At 40.4% G+C, this 18,606-nt stretch carries 18 protein-coding genes and 1 pseudogene; 5 read left to right on the plus strand and 14 right to left on the minus strand.

The genetic code is table 11. The features are described 5' to 3' along the window. Positions 1–468: 468 nt before the first annotated feature. The 4 genes and pseudogenes from rsgA (at position 469) to J4N25_RS22045 (ending at position 2,910) form a co-directional block, all read left to right on the plus strand. Entirely contained in the window at positions 469–1,389 is a 921-nt protein-coding gene (gene rsgA, locus J4N25_RS22030; protein ID WP_207423974.1) for a ribosome small subunit-dependent GTPase A, read from the plus strand. Between the two features lie 36 nt (positions 1,390–1,425). After that, the gene (dtd, locus tag J4N25_RS22035; protein ID WP_207423975.1) at positions 1,426–1,878 is read left to right on the plus strand and encodes a D-aminoacyl-tRNA deacylase; all 453 of its coding nucleotides are present in this window, start codon (positions 1,426–1,428) and stop codon (positions 1,876–1,878) included. Positions 1,879–2,090: 212 nt separating this feature from the next. After that, positions 2,091–2,464 (plus strand): annotated as a pseudogene (locus tag J4N25_RS22040) (GxxExxY protein). Between the two features lie 119 nt (positions 2,465–2,583). Next, positions 2,584–2,910: a nucleotide pyrophosphohydrolase gene (locus J4N25_RS22045; protein WP_207423976.1), complete on the plus strand. Its 327-nt coding sequence runs from the start codon at positions 2,584–2,586 to the stop codon at positions 2,908–2,910. Between the two features lie 38 nt (positions 2,911–2,948). Here the strand turns inward: J4N25_RS22045 and J4N25_RS22050 are convergent, their stop codons facing one another. The 6 genes from J4N25_RS22050 to J4N25_RS22075 form a co-directional block, all read right to left on the minus strand. Continuing rightward, positions 2,949–3,686, minus strand: a complete 738-nt coding sequence (locus J4N25_RS22050) for a 2-phosphosulfolactate phosphatase (RefSeq protein WP_207423977.1) — start codon at positions 3,684–3,686, stop codon at positions 2,949–2,951. Positions 3,687–3,690: 4 nt separating this feature from the next. After that, complete coding sequence (gene gcvT, locus J4N25_RS22055; protein WP_207423978.1) at positions 3,691–4,773, minus strand: glycine cleavage system aminomethyltransferase GcvT; 1,083 nt, start codon at positions 4,771–4,773, stop codon at positions 3,691–3,693. 332 nt (positions 4,774–5,105) lie between these two features. After that, positions 5,106–5,711, minus strand: a complete 606-nt coding sequence (gene rnhB, locus J4N25_RS22060) for a ribonuclease HII (RefSeq protein ID WP_207423979.1) — start codon at positions 5,709–5,711, stop codon at positions 5,106–5,108. Positions 5,712–5,816: 105 nt separating this feature from the next. Continuing rightward, positions 5,817–7,064 carry a PP2C family protein-serine/threonine phosphatase gene (locus tag J4N25_RS22065; protein WP_207423980.1) on the minus strand — a complete coding sequence of 416 codons (1,248 nt, stop codon included), beginning with the start codon at positions 7,062–7,064 and terminating at the stop codon, positions 5,817–5,819. Positions 7,065–7,152: 88 nt separating this feature from the next. Continuing rightward, on the minus strand, positions 7,153–8,286 hold the full coding sequence (locus tag J4N25_RS22070; protein WP_242695979.1) for a glycosyltransferase family 2 protein: 1,134 nt from the start codon (positions 8,284–8,286) through the stop codon (positions 7,153–7,155). Further along, the gene (locus J4N25_RS22075; RefSeq protein WP_207423981.1) at positions 8,267–9,241 is read right to left on the minus strand and encodes a lysylphosphatidylglycerol synthase domain-containing protein; all 975 of its coding nucleotides are present in this window, start codon (positions 9,239–9,241) and stop codon (positions 8,267–8,269) included. Before J4N25_RS22075 ends, J4N25_RS22070 begins: the two co-directional genes overlap by 20 nt. A gap of 130 nt (positions 9,242–9,371) precedes the next feature. Here J4N25_RS22075 and ruvC point away from each other — a divergent pair, with 130 nt between their 5' ends. Beyond that, entirely contained in the window at positions 9,372–9,977 is a 606-nt protein-coding gene (gene ruvC / locus J4N25_RS22080; protein ID WP_207423982.1) for a crossover junction endodeoxyribonuclease RuvC, read from the plus strand. 63 nt (positions 9,978–10,040) lie between these two features. Here ruvC and J4N25_RS22085 read toward each other — a convergent pair whose 3' ends face one another. The 8 genes from J4N25_RS22085 to J4N25_RS22120 form a co-directional block, all read right to left on the minus strand. Next, complete coding sequence (locus J4N25_RS22085) at positions 10,041–10,439, minus strand: HIT family protein (RefSeq protein WP_207423983.1); 399 nt, start codon at positions 10,437–10,439, stop codon at positions 10,041–10,043. A 37-nt stretch (positions 10,440–10,476) separates the two neighbouring features. Further along, positions 10,477–10,950 (minus strand): transcription elongation factor GreA, encoded by a 474-nt coding sequence (gene greA / locus J4N25_RS22090; RefSeq protein WP_207423984.1) that lies wholly within the window; start codon positions 10,948–10,950, stop codon positions 10,477–10,479. A gap of 226 nt (positions 10,951–11,176) precedes the next feature. Further along, positions 11,177–12,019 (minus strand): N-acetylglucosamine kinase, encoded by an 843-nt coding sequence (locus tag J4N25_RS22095; protein WP_207423985.1) that lies wholly within the window; start codon positions 12,017–12,019, stop codon positions 11,177–11,179. Continuing rightward, complete coding sequence (locus tag J4N25_RS22100; RefSeq protein WP_207423986.1) at positions 12,019–12,411, minus strand: response regulator; 393 nt, start codon at positions 12,409–12,411, stop codon at positions 12,019–12,021. The genes J4N25_RS22095 and J4N25_RS22100 overlap by 1 nt, the downstream gene beginning before the upstream one ends. Positions 12,412–12,498: 87 nt before the next feature. Further along, positions 12,499–13,812 carry a TolC family protein gene (locus tag J4N25_RS22105; RefSeq protein ID WP_207423987.1) on the minus strand — a complete coding sequence of 438 codons (1,314 nt, stop codon included), beginning with the start codon at positions 13,810–13,812 and terminating at the stop codon, positions 12,499–12,501. Between the two features lie 7 nt (positions 13,813–13,819). Beyond that, entirely contained in the window at positions 13,820–16,930 is a 3,111-nt protein-coding gene (locus J4N25_RS22110; RefSeq protein ID WP_207423988.1) for an efflux RND transporter permease subunit, read from the minus strand. A 9-nt stretch (positions 16,931–16,939) separates the two neighbouring features. Continuing rightward, entirely contained in the window at positions 16,940–18,022 is a 1,083-nt protein-coding gene (locus J4N25_RS22115) for an efflux RND transporter periplasmic adaptor subunit (RefSeq protein ID WP_207423989.1), read from the minus strand. Between the two features lie 3 nt (positions 18,023–18,025). Then, entirely contained in the window at positions 18,026–18,553 is a 528-nt protein-coding gene (locus tag J4N25_RS22120) for a MarR family winged helix-turn-helix transcriptional regulator (protein ID WP_207423990.1), read from the minus strand. Positions 18,554–18,606 lie beyond the last annotated feature (53 nt).

An 18,606-nucleotide genomic window follows, 5' to 3' on the forward strand; every position in this document is an offset into this window, starting at 1 on the left:
AAAATTTAAACAAAAGCGCCTTCCCCCTTTGTGGGAGGAAGGCGCTTAATGGTCTTTTATATTTTTCAATTACACCAAATACGAACTTCCTCCTGACGCATTGTACGTGGTGGTAATCGTTTTTGTAATGGTATAAGTAAACTTTATCATTGTTTTAATTTCGGGCGTAAAGTAAGCAGTAAATTTTCAAAATCGCAAATGATATTATACTAATCAAGAAAACAATAACTGCGCTATCATAAGTCTTGCGCCTGACGGACGGTCTTCAAGCAGAATATATAGCAGCAATTCTTTTACAAATAACATTGACATGGTTCCTGCCTTTGCTTTCGAACGTCCTGTTCAAACAAACAATTGGAAAAATTCAAGCTTCTAAAGGGATAATTCGTGTAATTCGTGTAATTCGTGTAATTCGTGTAATTCGTGTAATTCGTGTAATTCGTGTTTAATCTTTTAACTTTGCTCTCAATGCAGGGATTAGTCATAAAATCGACAGGAAGCTGGTATCAGGTAGTCACAGAAGGTGGCAAAATAGTCGATTGCCGTATTAAAGGAAAATTCCGGACAAAAGACATAAAGACAACCAATCCAATTGCTGTAGGAGATCAGGTAGATATCGAACTAGAGCCGGAGCAGGATACAGCGGTGATCACTAAATTGCATGACAGAAAGAATTATATCATCCGTAAATCTGTTAATCTTTCCAAGCAGGCTCAAATCATTGCAGCGAATTTAGATCAGGCCTTTTTGATCGTCACCCTTGCATCTCCCAGAACGTCTCTTGGCTTTATAGATCGTTTTTTGGTAACTGCTGAAGCTTATGATATTCCTGCCGGCCTCATCTTCAATAAACTGGACTTGTTCAGTGAAGAAGGATTGGAAATCCTTGCTGAGTATCAAGATATTTATACGCGTATAGGCTACCCCTGCTATGAGGTATCAGCTCTGGAAGGAACAAATCTTGATGAAATTAAGGAACTGTTAAAAGACAAGGTCACCTTGTTTTCCGGCCATTCTGGAGTGGGGAAATCTACGCTCATCAACCAATTGATTCCAGACAAAGAACTAAAGACCGGAGCAATATCCGACTGGAGCGACAAAGGACAGCATACTACTACCTTCGCCGAAATGCACAACGTACCCGGAGGAGGTTATATTATAGACACTCCAGGTATCCGTGAACTAGGCATCATTGATATAGAGAAGCAAGAGCTTGGCCATTTCTTTCCAGAGATGCGAGAGCGGCTCAATGAATGCAAATACCATAACTGCAGACACATTAATGAACCTGGATGTGCGGTAATGGAAGCTGTTGAGGAGGGGGAAATTGACGAAAGTCGCTATGATAGCTATCTAAGCATTTACAACGGCAATGATACCAGAACTTAGTTTCTCCATTCCTAATATTCATTTATTATTTAAGTTATGAGAGCGGTTATTCAACGCGTCAACGAGGCTTCCTGTACCGTGGAAGGGAAAATAACAGGAGAAATAGGGCAAGGGCTATTGGTACTCCTTGGTGTGGAAGATGCAGACACTGAAGAAGACCTGAAATGGCTGGCGCAGAAGCTGGTCAACATGAGGATCTTCGGAGACGAGCAGGGGCTTATGAATAAATCTGTAATGGACGTTCAAGGCGGTATCCTCCTGATCTCTCAATTTACGTTATTTGCATCTACGAAAAAGGGTAATAGACCTGGCTTTACGAGGGCGGCAAGACCAGATAAGGCCATACCTCTTTACGAACAAATGCTTAAAGAACTGGAAAACCTAACGGGCAGAAAAACCGAAGCCGGGATCTTTGGGGCGGATATGAAGATAAGATTGTTGAATGATGGGCCGGTGACGGTGGTGGTGGATACGAAAGCAAAGGAATGAGCACGAATTCACACGAAGGGACTAATTTTCACTAATCGAAGTTCCCTATATATGACCACTAATTTCTCGGATTAGACGAATTTTCACTAATCATAGTTTCCTAATTGGTACCACTATTTTCGCGATTAGACAAATTTTCATTAATCATAGTCTCCCAGATTTTGCTAATTACAATTTCTTAATTATTACATTAGCTCATTACTTATCACACAATGACTGAGCTTATTTTTAAGGAAGAATCTTACAAGCTGATAGGTGCTTGTTTTGAAGTTCACAAGGCACTAGGGTTTGGATTTAAAGAAGTAGTTTATCAGGATGCTTAGAGGTCGAATTTACACGACAGAAGATACCATTTTGCCGGGAACATCCTTTTACAATTTACTATAAAGAACAAAGATTGAAGCATTACTTCGTTGCTGACTTTCTTGTTTATGACAAGATTATCATTGAATTAAAAGCCGCAGGATATATTGGTATTCCATATGTCAAACAAACAATGAACTATCTTAAAGCATCAGGATTAAAACTTGGAATAGTTGTTAACTTCGGAACACCCTCCCTTGAATTTCAACGGATAGTATTCTAATTCTTTCCCGTTTAGACATCCTAATTTGTGAAAATTCCCATAATTAGTGCAATCAGTGTTTTTTAATAAATTCGTGTAATTCGTGCTTTTTAATAAATTCGTACAATTAGTGACCTTTCATGACCATCGACCAAGCTCAACAACTCGTAGACAATTGGATTAAAACTACCGGCGTCCGCTACTTTAACGAACTTACAAACACTGCCATCCTTATGGAAGAGGTCGGGGAAGTGGCCCGAATTATGTCTCGTAAATATGGAGAGCAATCCTTTAAAGAATCTGATAAGAAAGTGGATCTGGGTGATGAGATGGCGGACGTTTTATTTGTTCTGATCTGCCTGGCTAATCAAACGGGTATTAACCTTACGGAAGCCTTGGAGAAGAATCTCGAGAAGAAAAATATCCGGGACGCTGACCGTCACAAGAATAATGAGAAGTTGAGATAGAGCAGCTTCACACTAGCTGCTCCAAAATATTTTAAATCTTAAAAAGCTTTTACTAGCTTCTCTCCATCAAGAACAGGGATAGCTGACGTAATATCAATGTTCAAACAAAAAGCAATATCTTCTTCTATTCCTAGCTTCTTAAGTCTTTCGCTGTGCGACGTTTTAGCAAGGTAAGCTCCTAAATTATCCTTAGCAAGCGACCATAGATCAGCAGCGGCAATTGCTGAGTCGTCGATCTTATACCTGTTGTCATCGCGAAGCTTATCAACAACAGCTCCGGCGAAAACTGTATCTTCAAGGTTTACTTTATTCTTCCAACCGGCACAGACCAAAAGGACGTTTTCGTTTTGCTCTCTAAGCCAGTCCGAAAGAGAACTTAAATTCAGGAAGGAGCCTATAGCAATCTTTTTAGCCTGTCTTGACAGATGAATGGCATGAGTTCCATTTGTAGTGGTTAGGACCACCGTTTTTCCGGCTACTTTCTCTGCAGTATAAGAAAAAGGAGAGTTACCGAAATCAAAGCCCTCTACCACTTCTCCGTTCCGTTCTGCTGCTATCAAATATCCTTTCTCTGAGTAAGCAATACACTCCTCCACTTGTGAAACCGGAATAATAGCTTCTGCTCCATTTTCAATACCATAACACATGGACGAGGTAGCCCTGAAAATATCAATAACAACTACAATACTATTCTCGATGTCGTATAGTGGAAGTAAAGCTGGAGTTAGCACTACTTCTATTTTCTTTCTATCTGATGTTAACTGTACTACTTTCAAATCTCTATGCTTTATAAAAAGGAACTTTAACAATCTTAGCCTTCACCGCCGTATTACGAATACTGATAAAAATTTCAGTTCCTAATGCTGAAAAATCTGTCTTAACATAACCTAAGCCGATAGCTTTCTGTAAAGAGGGTGATTGAGTTCCTGATGTTACCTTCCCGATCGTATTTCCTTCCGCATCAATTATTGCGTAATCGTGACGGGGAATACCTCTTTCTATCATTTCAAATCCAACTAATTTACGTTCAGGACCTTTTTCTTTCTGCTCTTTTAGTGCAACTGAATTAGTGAACTTCTTACTAAACTTAGTGATCCATCCTAATCCTGCTTCTATAGGAGAAGTTGTATCATCTATATCGTTACCGTATAGGCAGAATCCCATTTCTAAACGTAAGGTGTCCCGTGCTCCTAATCCAATTGGCTTGATCCCAACTTCTGCGCCTGCTTCAAAAATTGCATCCCATATCTGCTCTGAGTGAACTGCATCGAAATAGATCTCGAATCCACTTGCACCGGTATAACCGGTAGCTGATATTAAGACGTTATCAACTCCTGCAAAGGTTCCTTTTTTGAAAGAATAATATTCCATTGAGGAAAGATCTACTTCTGTTAGGCTTTGCAAAGCTTGTATTGCTTTTGGTCCCTGAACAGCCAACAGGGAGGTTCTATCAGAGATATCCTTCATATCCACTCCTTCAGTATTGAATCTGGAGATCCAGTCCCAATCCTTCTGAATGTTTGAAGCATTAACAACCAGCATGTAGGTCTTCTCATCTATCCTGTATACTAAAAGATCATCTACAATTCCACCGTGTTCGTTAGGCAGGCAGGAGTATTGAACTTTACCATCAACTAACTTCGAGGCATCATTTGAGGTGACCCTTTGGATAAGGTCTAGTGCTTTGTCTCCCTTTAAAATAAATTCACCCATGTGGCTCACATCAAATACACCAACTCCATTTCTAACTGCTGCGTGCTCGGCGTTGATCCCTTCGTATTGAACCGGCATATTATACCCAGCGAAAGGAACAATTTTGGCGCCTAAAGAAATGTGTTTTTCTGTTAATGCTGTATTTTTCATTGAATGAATTTTAAATGAGAGAGCTGCAAAAATAGAATAATAGCACGAAATAAATAGACACTAAATAGCACAGATTAACACTAATTGAGCGAATTAACACGAATAGAATGGACACAAAGGGATTGGATACGGATATTACTAATTAAGCGGATAAGAATGAATGGAGTGGGCACGAATTGCACTAATTAAGCAAATTAACACGAAAGGAGCACTGAATGACAAAAGGAGGAAACTGTACAATACCCTAAATTAAGGCACTTACATATGAAAGAAGAATTCGTGTTAATTAGTAAAATTCGCGCAATTAGTGATCCGTAATAAAATTCGTGCAATTAGTGACACTCAAATAATTCAAGCTGCGGATCTGTAACTCTAAACGAACGCCTATGATAAGGTGAAAAGCCATGATTAAGAACAGCTGTACGATGTTTTATTGTCGGATAGCCTTTATTACTGGCCCAGTCGTATTCCGGGTGCAGATCAGCAATTCCTTTCATAAAATCATCACGGTAGGTTTTCGCCAATATAGAAGCTGCGGCGATAGAGTAATATTTCCCGTCTCCCTTTACTATACAGGAGTGAGGGACCTCATTATATTTTTTGAAGCGGTTCCCGTCAACGATAATAAAACCAGGTTGGTGGGTCAGTTGATCTAAAGCCCTATGCATGGCCAGGAAGGAGGCATTGAGGATATTGATCCGGTCGATCTCCTCGTGATCAACAGAAGCAACCGCATAAGCAATAGCCTTCTTTTCGATCAGTTTCCTTAGAGAATACCGGTCTTCTTCCTTAAGTTGCTTGGAATCGTTAAGGAGTTTGTGCTTGAAATTTCGGGGAAGGATCACAGCAGCCGCGAAGACAGGGCCAGCTAAACAACCTCTTCCAGCTTCATCACATCCGGCCTCAACAAATTCATCCTGGTAAAAAGGAGATAACATACTGCGTTTAAAATTCAAATTATAGCATCAACCAGGTAACCTTGTTGAAAACTAATACTCAAAAATAAAATAATAGTAACTAAACACGAAAAGGTTTTATTAACACTAATGGATCTTCAATGTCAACAAAGTGATATCATCAGAATTCATTCTGGCAGCGTAAGTTTGCTGGATGTCGTTGAGAATATTCGTATTGATCTCATCGACTGGAAGGTTCTTATGTTTATTCAGAAGTTCTACCAATTGCTCTTCCTGGATGAAAACCTCTTCGTCGGGGCTCTCGATCAAGCCGTCGGTATAATTAAAGATCAATGCATTAGGAGCCAAGGTTAAACGGCCGGTATTAACAAACGGCAGGTCATCGAAGATGCCTAACATTGTTGTGCCTTGCTTTAAGAAGCTAACATCAGTGTCAGAAACAAGAATAGGTGAATTATGTCCTGCATTGACGAACTCCATCTCCCTTGTTACCTCGTTATAGCGGGCTATGAAAAGGGTTATGAACCGTTCACCTTTTGTATTGGAAGTTACCAGCGCATTTAACTTCTTAATAACTTTCTCTAAATCACTTTCTACCGATGCCCACGCCCTTAAGCTTGCCTGGAGGTTCGCCATGAGTAAAGCGGCAGAAACACCTTTACCTGAAACATCAGCTATACACCAAATAAACTCATGCTCGTTGATGCGAAGGAAGTCGAAGTAATCGCCCCCAATATTTTCGTGAGGTAAATACGTAGCCGATATTTCGAATGCTTTACTTTTCGGCAAGCGCAACGGAACCAGCATACTTTGAACTTCGCTGGCAAGCTCCATATCGCGCTGTAACCGTTCCCGCTGCACCCGTTCTTTGAACAGCTTCTTATTCTCGAGGGCTACAATAATAATATTGATCAGCGTCTGAATAAAATTTAGCTCGTGACTTAATAACTCCGGTTTCGTATTAAAATCGCCAATTAGTACGAATGCAAGGGTGGTACTTTTATGTCTAACTGGGACAAAGAAATCGTATTTATTAAGAGTTCCGTCTTTATGAGTATTTAGAGATGTGATGGATTTAATTGGCTCGAGGATGGGACAGATGGCTAGCAGGGCTTTTGATGTTTCTATTTCCCCGCCATACCTGGAGACACAAGCAAATTGGTCGCTTTCACGGATCAGCAAGCGCATTTTACCCACGTTCAAATTCACGCGAAGGATCACCTCAAGCATCTCAAATAAAACAGAAGCTGCGCTGTTTTTATTGATAGCCAGAGTTACCTCCAGTAATGCATTCAGTTCAGCCTGCCTTTTTAGCAAAAGCTGAATCAAATCATTTTCCTCTATGTCTTTATCCGAACTTCTTACAGGTCCCAAAATGGTTGTTTGATTACCGTATATTTAATATACCAAATAACAAAATTTACAATATAACGTCAAAATATATTTAAATGTTGATTTTATTCTAACGAACCAATCTGTCTTTCCAAACATATTTTCCGGAATTACCAGCCACCCCGATGTAAATTATATATAATACATGTATAATCGTTAGCAACGGAAGAAGTTTTAATAATTCTTTCCTTCTTGCAAATTCTGTTATGCCTTGTAAAAAAACAAATTCCGCCAACAATTTAAGCAGTATTATTAGGCTGAGTACTAACCAGTAAGTCGGATTCAGGAAGCCTAATAAAAAGTGTAAAAAAACAGATACATTAAATACCCAGATAGCGACGCCAAGAAAGACAATACTTTTCTCTTTGTATTTAGTGCTTTTTGAGGCCCACCTTTTCCTTTGCCGGATAAACTCCTTGAGGTTTGGCTTTGCCGTAGTATAAACTATGGCATGCCTTGACTTACAAAAACCTACACCTTCCGGATACTTAGCAGCTACTTTATGCAGGAATAATTCATCATCTCCAGAAGCGAGGTTATCAATACCTTTGAAACCTCCTAGCTCAAAAAACACATCTCTACGGTAAGCCAAGTTAGCACCATTACAGGTAGAGGGCTTTCCGTTCCCAATGGAAGATGCCCCTAATCCGATCAGGTACAGAAATTCGAGGGTTTGAAGACGCTCAAAAAGGCTTTTCTCTTTGAAGTAGGACACTGGGGAAGAAACCATCCTAAAGTTATTTTTCTCATAAAAAGAGACGATTGAGCGCAACCATTCTGGTCCCATCCTGCAATCCGCATCAGTAGTTATTATCAGTTCGCCTTTAGCTTCATTGATTGCAACGGTAATTGCTTTTTTCTTATAAGAGTTCAGAGTTTGATCCTCACGCAGCTTTATCAACTTCACACCATCTTTCCCGTACCATTCAACAATATTTGCTGTGCGGTCAGTAGAGTGATCATCCACAACGATCAATTCCACCAATCCCTGAGGATAGTTTTGCTTCAAAATATCTTCTATAGTGAAAGCTATATATTCCTCCTCATTTCTGGCTGCAATAAGAATACTTACACTGGTAACCGGAGCTTCAGCAGCGGGAACGTACAGCGGGAGCTTCCCCCAGCCATTACGAAAATAGAAGACAGCTCCTGCATACCCGGCAGTGAGCAACAAAGCGATGGAGCTAATTACGATTAGTGCCAAAAAAATTCAATTTAAATACAAAAGGAGCTCCTAATATAGCGGGAATAATGAGATTAACCAGCCAGATGAAAGCAGTGGTAGCAATGATTGCCACATCCTGATGTGTGATATAACTAAAAAAATAACTTGCGGTAAAAGTACGGACTCCAACATCCAGAAGATCAAGGGAGGGCAAGGCCGATTGAATAAAGAATAAGATAAATACCATCATCGCAACTGATAATATTGGCAAAGATGGAATGAGCATTTTTATTACAAGACAATACTGGGATGTAAAGACCCCAAACCGTAACAAACAATAGCCAAATACCTTCATTAGCTCCACCTTCTCGTATCTCGAAAACACTCTGAAAAACTTAGAAAAGCGTTGCAGGAATTTAAGTCGAAGTAAATAGTCGATCAACCAATTTATATTAAAATAAAATATCAGGAAAAAGGCGGAAAATAGCAATATAGCTAGTGTAATGAAGCCGAAGAAAAGTGTATTCCCTGGAATAAAGCTGAAAAGGAACCAACCAATAGCTACAGCACCAATTACATTGGTTAGCACCATTTGTCCTAATGAGCCTATTCCCATTGCAACTACTCCATGCAGCCTTTTCCGGGGTGATAGAAAAAATACACGCCCTCCATATTCACCTATCCTGTTTGGAGTAAAAACGGCAATCGTAAGTCCGCAAAATACCGATTCAATAGCTCTCCATAGACCTATGCGTTCAATTCTTCTTACCAGATATTGCCATTTAAGAGCTTCCAAAAGCCAGTTAACCAGCATCAGAAAAAATACAAAAAGCAGAGTTAGCGAAATGACTGTTGGAGATAGCTCGGAAATAAGTCCTTTGAAATTCCTGAGATTGGTATTATCTGAAAGTTTATTATATATAAATACAGCTGCAAGACAAAGAATTGCAAGTTTAAGGAGGTTATTATAAACTTTTTTCAGACTAGATGTCAAAGCACGTATTTCTATAAACCATCAAACTTTAATTGAGGCACAAAAATGTGAATGTTTTTTCAATTTTCGTGTAAGTATCTAATTAAATCCCAGATGGGATTAAGCATTAAAATCGTATTATTGTTTGAACATGGAGAAAGAGAAGTCGAACGAAAGGATAATACTGGGAATAGACCCCGGAACAGCCGTGATGGGTTATGGGTTAGTTAAAGAGGTGAATAAAAAATCTGAGCTGGTGAGTCTTGGCATTGTAAAACTCGATCATCTCGATGACCATCCATTGAAGCTAAAAAGGATCTTTGAAAAAACGGTAGCACTAATCGATGAATACCATCCTGATTGTTTAGCTATTGAAGCTCCTTTTTATGGTAAAAATATACAAGTTATGCTTAAGCTTGGCAGAGCCCAGGGGGTAGCTATGGCTGCAGCATTATCAAGGGGACTTCCCATTTTTGAATATTCACCAAGAAAAATTAAGCAGTCTATTACCGGCAATGGAAACGCCACAAAGGAACAGGTGGCCGCGATGTTACAAACATTACTAAATTTCAAGGAAACACCTCAGTTTCTTGATGCTACAGACGGGTTGGCTGTTGCTCTCTGTCATTGCTTCCAACGCACAAGCACTGGTGGCTCTGGCTCTAAAAGCTATTCTGGTTGGGAATCATTTGTAAAAGACAATCAGAAACGCGTTACGAACCCCTTGGCGATATTTAAAAGTAAAGCTGCCTCATAAATTTAAATAGCAAAGGACCTATAAAGCAAGCTTTATAAGTCCTTTAAGTATTTCAAATAAATCTTAGAGATCTATCTTAGCAGCTATTTTTTCAGCTATTTCTTTCATTTCTTCAGCCTCCAGCTTAAGCTTTGGCTTCGCAAAATTCATATCATCCATTCCATTCATAGGAACCAAATGAATATGAACATGAGGCACTTCCAGCCCTATAACAGTAACACCAATACGTTTACAAGGAATTGCTTCTTTCAGCCCTTTGGCAACTTTCTTTGCAAATAATTGCAGTGCCGAGTAAACATCATCCTCCAAATCAAAAATATAGTCGATCTCCTGCTTTGGAATCACAAGCACATGTCCCTTAATTAGTGGAAACACATCTAAAAAAGCGAGGTAATTCTCGTCCTCTGCAACTTTATATGCTGGAATTTCACCGGCAACAATTCTTGAAAAAATAGAAGCCATTTAACTATGTATTGATGTTTGAAGGTAGTTTTAATACTTATCTGGAAATCTCAAGGATCTCAAATTCTATGTTGCCCGCAGGAACAGCTATTTCAGCCTTATCGCCCACAGATTTACCAAGTAAGCCTTTCGCTATCGGAGATTTTACTGAGATCTTACCTGATTTCAAATCTGCTTCAGATTCAGATACCAACTGATAGGTCATAGTAGCCCCGTTCTTCACATTTTTGATCTTCACTATTGACAAAGCAAGCACTTTTGAAGTATCCAGTTTCGACTCGTCGATGATCCGGGCGTTTGCCAAGGTTTCTTCAAGCTTAGCTATCTTAGTTTCATGATGACCCTGAGCTTCTTTTGCTGCATCATACTCCGCATTCTCAGATAAATCACCTTTATCACGGGCCTCAGCAATAGCCTTTGCAATATTTGATCTTCCTTCAGTTTTTAAATAATGTAGCTCTTCTTTTAACTTTTCTAATCCCTCTTTGGTATAATAAGTTATCTCTGCCATATTGCACTAATTTTGTGATTGAACATCTATAAAAAACAAACAAGACTACACCAGGATTTAGCTGATATAGTCTTGCCTCTATAAGGACGAAGATATACGTACAGAATTATAAATCCAAAATTTGCTTAAAATTTGCCTTATAACTCCGGCCTTAATACCGCTCTGCAAGGAGCAAAATAATAATAATTATAAACGTAAATAGTTTTGTCTTTTGTATAGAAGTATGTCAGGATTGAGTTAGAAAGTCAGCAAGGTCATGGATGGGATTAGAAAGGATTTTCCCGATCTTAATATTATACTTTTGACATACCTTGTGTAAAACATCCTGAAAGTGATATGCTATAGAACCGACGAAGTGGCAGGGATAAGACTGATGTGTAGGATAGGGTAAAAGATGCGTCCTTACGAAACACTCAAGTCCAACCTGTAACATATCTTCAACGTACTCTTCTCCCCTGTTAGAACTTAGAAATTTAGCGAATGAGGCCAGATAAAAGTTTGGAAGTGGCTCCTGATAAACGTTACGGATCACGATATCTTTATTGATATCGTAGTCTTTTTTAAAAGCCCGGCGAACATGAGGTGGCATTTTATCATAGAGGTAATCTGTAATAAGCTTTTTGCCGAAATAAGTTCCAGAACCCTCGTCCCCGAGTACGAAGCCAAGGCCATTCACTCCTTCATGAACTTGTTCCCCATCGTAAAAAGCAACATTTGAAGCTGTTCCAAGAATACAGGTAAAGCCTTTTTTCTTTCCACAAGTAGCATAGGCAGAGCCTAAAGCATCATTTTCAACACTTATATAGGCTCGGGAAAATACCTTAGATAATCCGTTAGAAACAATTTCTCTCTTATCGGGAGTAGTACAACCCTCACCAAAGAAATATACTTCCTTTATTCTGGAATTATATTCCTGAATTTCATTGTAAGCTGATAAAACCTTGCAAATATCCTTATCGGTTTGGAAGTAAGGATTGATACCCCGGGTAGTGAATTCTCTTAACTCAGTATCGCTTAATTTTAATATCCAGTCTGTTTTTGATGAACCGCTATCGGCTACTAAAATCATTACTTTATATCCTCGAGCGCCCGCACGGTAAGGGGCTTTCCTATAAATTTAGTGATTAAATTATTTGTTTCGATCTTCTTGAGGTCATTGGGATCAAGAGAGGAAGATAATACATAGATCTTTATATCTGCACTATTAACTCCTCCAATTTGTTTGATCTTCTGAAGAAATTCAAATCCGTTCATCTCAGGCATGCGAATATCCAGGAAAATGATCTCGGGCATCATATGCTCATCATAGCACTTATCCAGGTATTCAATGGCTTTCACTGGAGAATCCATAACTACAATTTCATCAGCGAACTGACTACTCTCCAATATCTTACGATTGATCAAGTTATCAATATAACTATCATCAATCAGTAAAACGGTCTTGTATTTAGAATCCATCATATTAGCCCCTCTATAGCTGCCTTTTGGCTTATACGGTTGAATTGTTTCAGGGTTTTATAATTTTTCATCAAACATACAAAACTGTTTCTAATTTTTTAAATTCAGATTACCTGAAATTTCCAGCAAACTGATCTCCGATTGTTTCGCCTGAGCAATGGCAGAATTCATCCTTACAGTGGAATTCAAGTAGTTAAGTTGGGCATCCCTTATTTCTACTTGCGTAATGCTGCCGAGGCGATACTTAGCCAGTGTTATGTCAAGGTTCTGCCTTGCAATCTTCTGATTACTCTCTTCCAACTTAAGAAGACTCAAATTAGTTTGATAAGATTGAAATGCTGATGCTAATTGAGAATTGATGTTCTGTGAGATCCGTTCGTAATCCAACTGGGCGCTTGCAATAGCTATCTCGGCGTTTCGTTCATTGCGGCGTTGAAGAAAACCGTTGAAAATATTTAAAGAAGCAGTTACTCCGTAATTGAAGCCTCTGTTGGTGCTTAGAGTAGAAAAACCTAGTGCAGCCCTGTTCCTGGCATTATTATACCCTGTATTTAAGCCAATGACAGGATATCTGTCAGCCTTCACCTGCTTCAGATCAAGTTCTGCGATCCTCCTGCTTACCAATGCTGCCTGCATAGCAGGACTCTGCTGAGAGGCAATACTCCTCAAATCCGCGTAATTAAGACTTTGATTAACCGGAACTTCGTCAACTACTGAGAAAACAACATCAACAGGCCTACCCATCAGCTCATTCAGAATAATCTGAGTATTTCGAAATAATTCCTGCTGCCTCAAGAGGTTTGTAGTATCCGTATTAAAGTCAACCTGTGCATTAAGTACCTCCAGCCTGGCGGACTTTCCAATTTCAAACCGGCTTTGAGCAGTATTCACTCTTAATCGGGATATGGCAACCGCAGTATCAAAAGCTTTGAGTTGTTGTTTTTGCTGCACCAGTTCATAATATCTTCGGATCACCTCTCCAACATTATTCAAAACTGTAAGCCGCAGGTTTGCTTCGCCAAGCTTTTCAAGTTCTTTCAGTTGTTCGTACCGAGCGAACATACGGAATCCATCAAAAATAGTCCAGTTAAGAACAGCTCCATAGTTTAAGTTGGAACCCTGACCATTTCTGGTTGTATTAACTTCACCTGTTGCCCTAGTTTGTGAACCCGTTTGAATCGTGTTGTTGTTTGAAAAATTACCTGTAACGGTCGGTAGCATACCCGCGTTGGCGCGATTCACATTGTTCTCTGCAATCTCGACGTCGTTACGCGCTATCTTTATATTGAAATTATTTTCAAGAGCTATTCTAACAGCATCCTCGACCGTCAACATCTCCTGCCCGCAAACTGCGACGGAGATGGACAAGCATACTAATATGGATAAAAAACCTTTAAATCTCATTACTTCGTTAATGTACTGTTGCCAGTTCTCCTTTTTCCAACTCTTCCAGATTATCAAACTCAGGCCTATGTTTTTTCTCTCGAGACCACATGAAATAAATAGCAGGAATGACGAACAAGGTTAATATTAGCGAGAAAACAGTTCCCCCTACAATCACCACTCCCATACCGACACGGCTTTGAGCTGCTGCTCCAAGAGCCAATGCAATTGGCAATGCTCCTAAAGCAATAGCCAAACTCGTCATTAATATTGGACGCAAACGGGCTTCTGATGCTTCCATAACTGCCTCCATCTTAGATCTGCCCTGCTCCCGCAGCTGGTTTGCAAACTCTACGATCAGAATTCCATTTTTCGTAACCAGTCCGATAAGCATGATCGTACCGATCTGACTGAAAATATTCCAGGTTTGCCCGAACAACCATAGCGAGAGCATAGCTCCGGCGACAGCCATTGGTACAGTAAGGATTATAATAAGTGGATCTATAAAACTCTCAAACTGAGCTGCCAGAATCAGGTATATAAGAAGAAGGGCCAGGCCGAAAGCGAACAATGTGTTCGATCCACTTTCGACAAAGTCGCGCGATTCTCCACCCAGGTCTGTTGAAAATGTTTCATCTAAAACCTTATCCGCTATTCTTTCCATAGCCTCAATGCCGTCGCCTATACTTTGCCCCGGAGCAAGCCCTGCAGAAACGGTAGCAGAAAGGTATCTGTTGTTATGATATAGTTGTGGTGGACTGCTCCTTTCCTGAATATGAACCAGGTTATCCAGCTGAATCAACTGGCCGCTGCTGCTTCGCACAAACAGCGAGGCAAGATCTACAGGTTCATCGCGGTCGGCACGGTTGAATTGACCAATCACCTGGTACTGCCTGCCATTCATAATATAATACCCAAACCTCTGACCACTCAAAGAAAGTTGCAGAGTTTGTGCGATATCAATTACAGATACCCCGAGGCTTTGAGCTTTCTCCCGATCTATTGTAACGTTTATTTCAGGCTTGTTAAATTTAAGGTTTACGTCGGAAGTAGAAAAAACAGGATCCTTACTCACCTCATCCATAAACTGAGGGATCTTTTCTTCCAGCTTCTGAAAATTAGGAGCCTGGATGATAAATTGAATAGGCAAACCACCACGGCGGTTGACGGAAATAGTCGGCTGTTCGTTCACCCTGACCTGTGCCTGAGAATATTTTTTGGTAGCCTTAGTAAGATACTCTGCAATTTCCCTTTGAGACCGTTCCCTGTCGCCTGATGGTTTCAAGGCAAGTCTTGCCATACCATTATTGACACTTCCGGCACCTCCGAAGTTAGGAGAGGTAATTACCAGGTTTACCGCTTTTTCGGGTACAGAATCGTTGATTAAACGAGTCAGCTCTTCCATAAACCTGTCTGTATACTCAAATGATGAGCCTTCAGGAGCTGTAACCTGCACCCTCAACATACTTCTGTCATCATAAGGAGCAGTTTCTTTCTGTAATATCTTATAAAAAAGAAATATCAGACCAAAGCACACAACAAGGATCGGTATACTTAACCATTTCTTCGCCATGAACCCGCTTAAAGCATCAGCATAGCCTTTGTTCATCCTTACGAAATAGGGTTCTGTAATTTCATAAAACCTTGAGTGCTTGTGACCTCCGCTTTTAATCAGGTAGGCATTTAGCATTGGGGTAAGCGTTAGTGATACAAAGGCCGAAATTAGTACGGCGGCCCCGATTACCACCCCGAACTCCCTGAACAATCGACCAACGAAACCCTCCAGGAAGATCACCGGTAGAAATACAGCAGCAAGAGTAACAGATATAGAGATAACCGCCCAGAAAATTTCATTTGAACCTTTTACGGCAGCTTCAATGGGCGACATCCCTTCTTCCACTTTTTTATAAATATTTTCTGTTACCACGATACCGTCGTCCACTACCAGTCCCGTAGCCAAAACTATGGCCAATAAGGTAAGTACGTTAATAGAGAACCCGGCGAGGTACATGATAAAGAACGTGGCGATTAATGATACCGGAATATCAATTAAAGGGCGGAATGCGATTCCCCAATCCCTGAAGAAGAGATAAATAATAAAGATAACCAGCACAAGTGCTATCAGGATAGTTTCGGCCACCTCAGTCACAGACTGCTTGATGAACAAAGTGTTATCCATTGCAATATTTAAAGTGATGTCTTTGGGAAGGTCTTTTTTAAGTTTATCAAATTCCCTGTAGAAATCTTTAGCAATTGCAAGGTAGTTCGTTCCTGGCTGAGGAACTATGGCTAAACCTACCATCGGCTGTCCCGATTCAGTCATTTTAGCTTCCAGGTTCTCGGGACCCAGTTCTGCATTTCCAACATCGCTAAAGCGAATGATCTGTCCTGAATCAGACTTTACGATCAAATTATTAAACTGTTCGGCGGATGAGAGATTGCCCAGAGTCTTAACGATCAACTCAGTATTTGCACCACTAACCTTTCCCGAAGGCAATTCTACGTTTTCCCGGTTTAGGGCATCGCGGACGTCGGAGACAGTTAACCCGTAAGAAGCGAGCTTAACAGGATCAAGCCAAAGGCGCATCGCAAATCTTTTTTGCCCCCAGATTTGAACACTACTAACACCGGGGATGGTTTGCAACCTCTGGGAGACAACATTCTCCGCATAATCACTCAACTGTAGCTGATCCCGGGAACTGCTTCTGATAGTCATAGTAACGATAGGCTCAGAATCCGCATCGGCTTTACTTACTACCGGAGGAGCATCAATATCCTGTGGTAAACTTCTTATTGCCTGTGAAACCTTATCCCGAACATCGTTTGCTGCCTCTTCAAGGTTCTTATCCAAGTTAAACTCAATATTGATATTACTTGACCCCTGGTTACTTGTAGAGGAGATATTCCTGATACCATCAATAGAGTTGATTGATTTCTCCAGTGGTTCAGTGATCTGGGATTCGATAATATCGGCATTAGCACCTGCGTAATTAGTACGTACGGATACGATCGCAGGGTCTATGGATGGGTACTCTCTGATCCCGAGAAAGGAATATCCTATCAAACCGAACAGGATCAAAACCAGATTAACTACAATAGTTAATACAGGCCGCTTTATACTTGTTGTCGATAAACTCATCTTACCCTTCTATTTCTTTCTTCCTGTATTTACTTTTACCGGTGCATCTTGCTTTAAGGACATCAGTCCGCTGGTTAGCACCGTATCTCCAGCTTTAAGTCCTGATATAATTAAAATATCCTTCTCAGTACGGGTGGATGTTTGAACCATCACCTCTTTTGCCTTTCCGCTGTCAGTAACAAAAACCTTCTTTCCTTCCTGAACGGGAACTATAGCTTCGGTAGGAACAAGAATAGCATTCTGGATAGTTGTTAGGGGTAGGTCGACCGTTGCGAATAGCCCGGGAACTAAAACTCCATCCGGGTTTTCAGCTCTTGCTCTTAGTTGCAATGTGCGGGTTGTAGTCTCCACTGATGGTTCGATCGCATAAACTTTTGCGCGGTATTTCTGCGTTGAACCAGCTACTGTAAAGGTTACTTCTGTATTCAATTTTACGGACCTGGAATATTTTTCAGGTACTGAGAATGTTACCTTAATAGGATTTGTATTTACAAGATTGGCAACCACAGTAGTTGGTGTAAGGTACTCTCCAACAGAAATTGCCCTCAACCCTATTTTACCGTTAAAAGGTGCTTTGAGCACTGTTTTCGCCAGCTGAGCACGAATTAATTGAGTTTGAGAACTTTGAGACCTGAATTCAGCCAGGGAAGCATCGTATTCCTCGCGACTGATCGCTTCTTTCTCCAAAAGTAAACGGGCACGTCGCTCGTTCTGTTGGGCAAGATTTTGCCTGGTTAGTGCCTGAGATAGCTGAGCCCGTAGTTCAGCATCATTAATGGTTAATAGCGTTTGTCCGCGTCGAACATTGCTACCTTCCTTAAAGTAGATCCCGCGAACCAGTCCCGGAATCTCACTTCTGATCTGTACCTGTTCATTGGGTTCGATCGTTCCGGTTACAGAGAGGGAATTATCAAAACTCTGCGGTACTATCACTACACCATTCACCCTTACCGGTTTTGCTGGTCCACCCGGCCCCGCCGCACCTTTAGGGCCACCTTTTTCTTTTCCTCCAGACCCTTTAACAAGCCTGTAACCTACAAGGGAACAAAAGCCAACGATCAGGATGGTATAAATAATGTATCTGAGTCTCATATTCTATTTAGGTGCGCTTTTTTTATAATTAATAATGATATTAAAGGGCTTTATATCAACCAGATTTGATTCAATTTGATTGAGCATACTTGTTAATGTTTTTATCTGGTCTTCGCTAAAATTCTCGAGCGACTTGCTATTTAGCCTCTCTGTAACAGCGCGGATCTTAGGAATATCTTCATTTGCCTTATCCGTAAGCTTTATCATTTGCTGACGGCGATCGTTTTCATTCTTCTCCCGCCTCACATACCCCTTACCTTCCAGGTAATTGATGATGCCGACAACGTAGGACTTGTCTACCTCCAACTTTTCGGCCAAAGCCTGCTGGGAGAGCATTTCATTATTATCCTGGATCAGCACCAGTACGTACTGGTACCGATCGATATCCAAGCCTTGTGTCTGCTGTGAAAAGACGCTTAAATATTTTTTGGTTAATGAAATTAGTAATCTATTTAATGGCAGTCCGTCTTTATTCACCATCTTATAACTCAAAACTACCGCAGCGAATATAAAATTAGTTGAGTGTATCAACTATTTTACAGCGAGAATTACATTATGTTTATTTCCTTTTAAAAGTATTTTTG

Source organism: Desertivirga brevis (assembly GCF_017355835.1).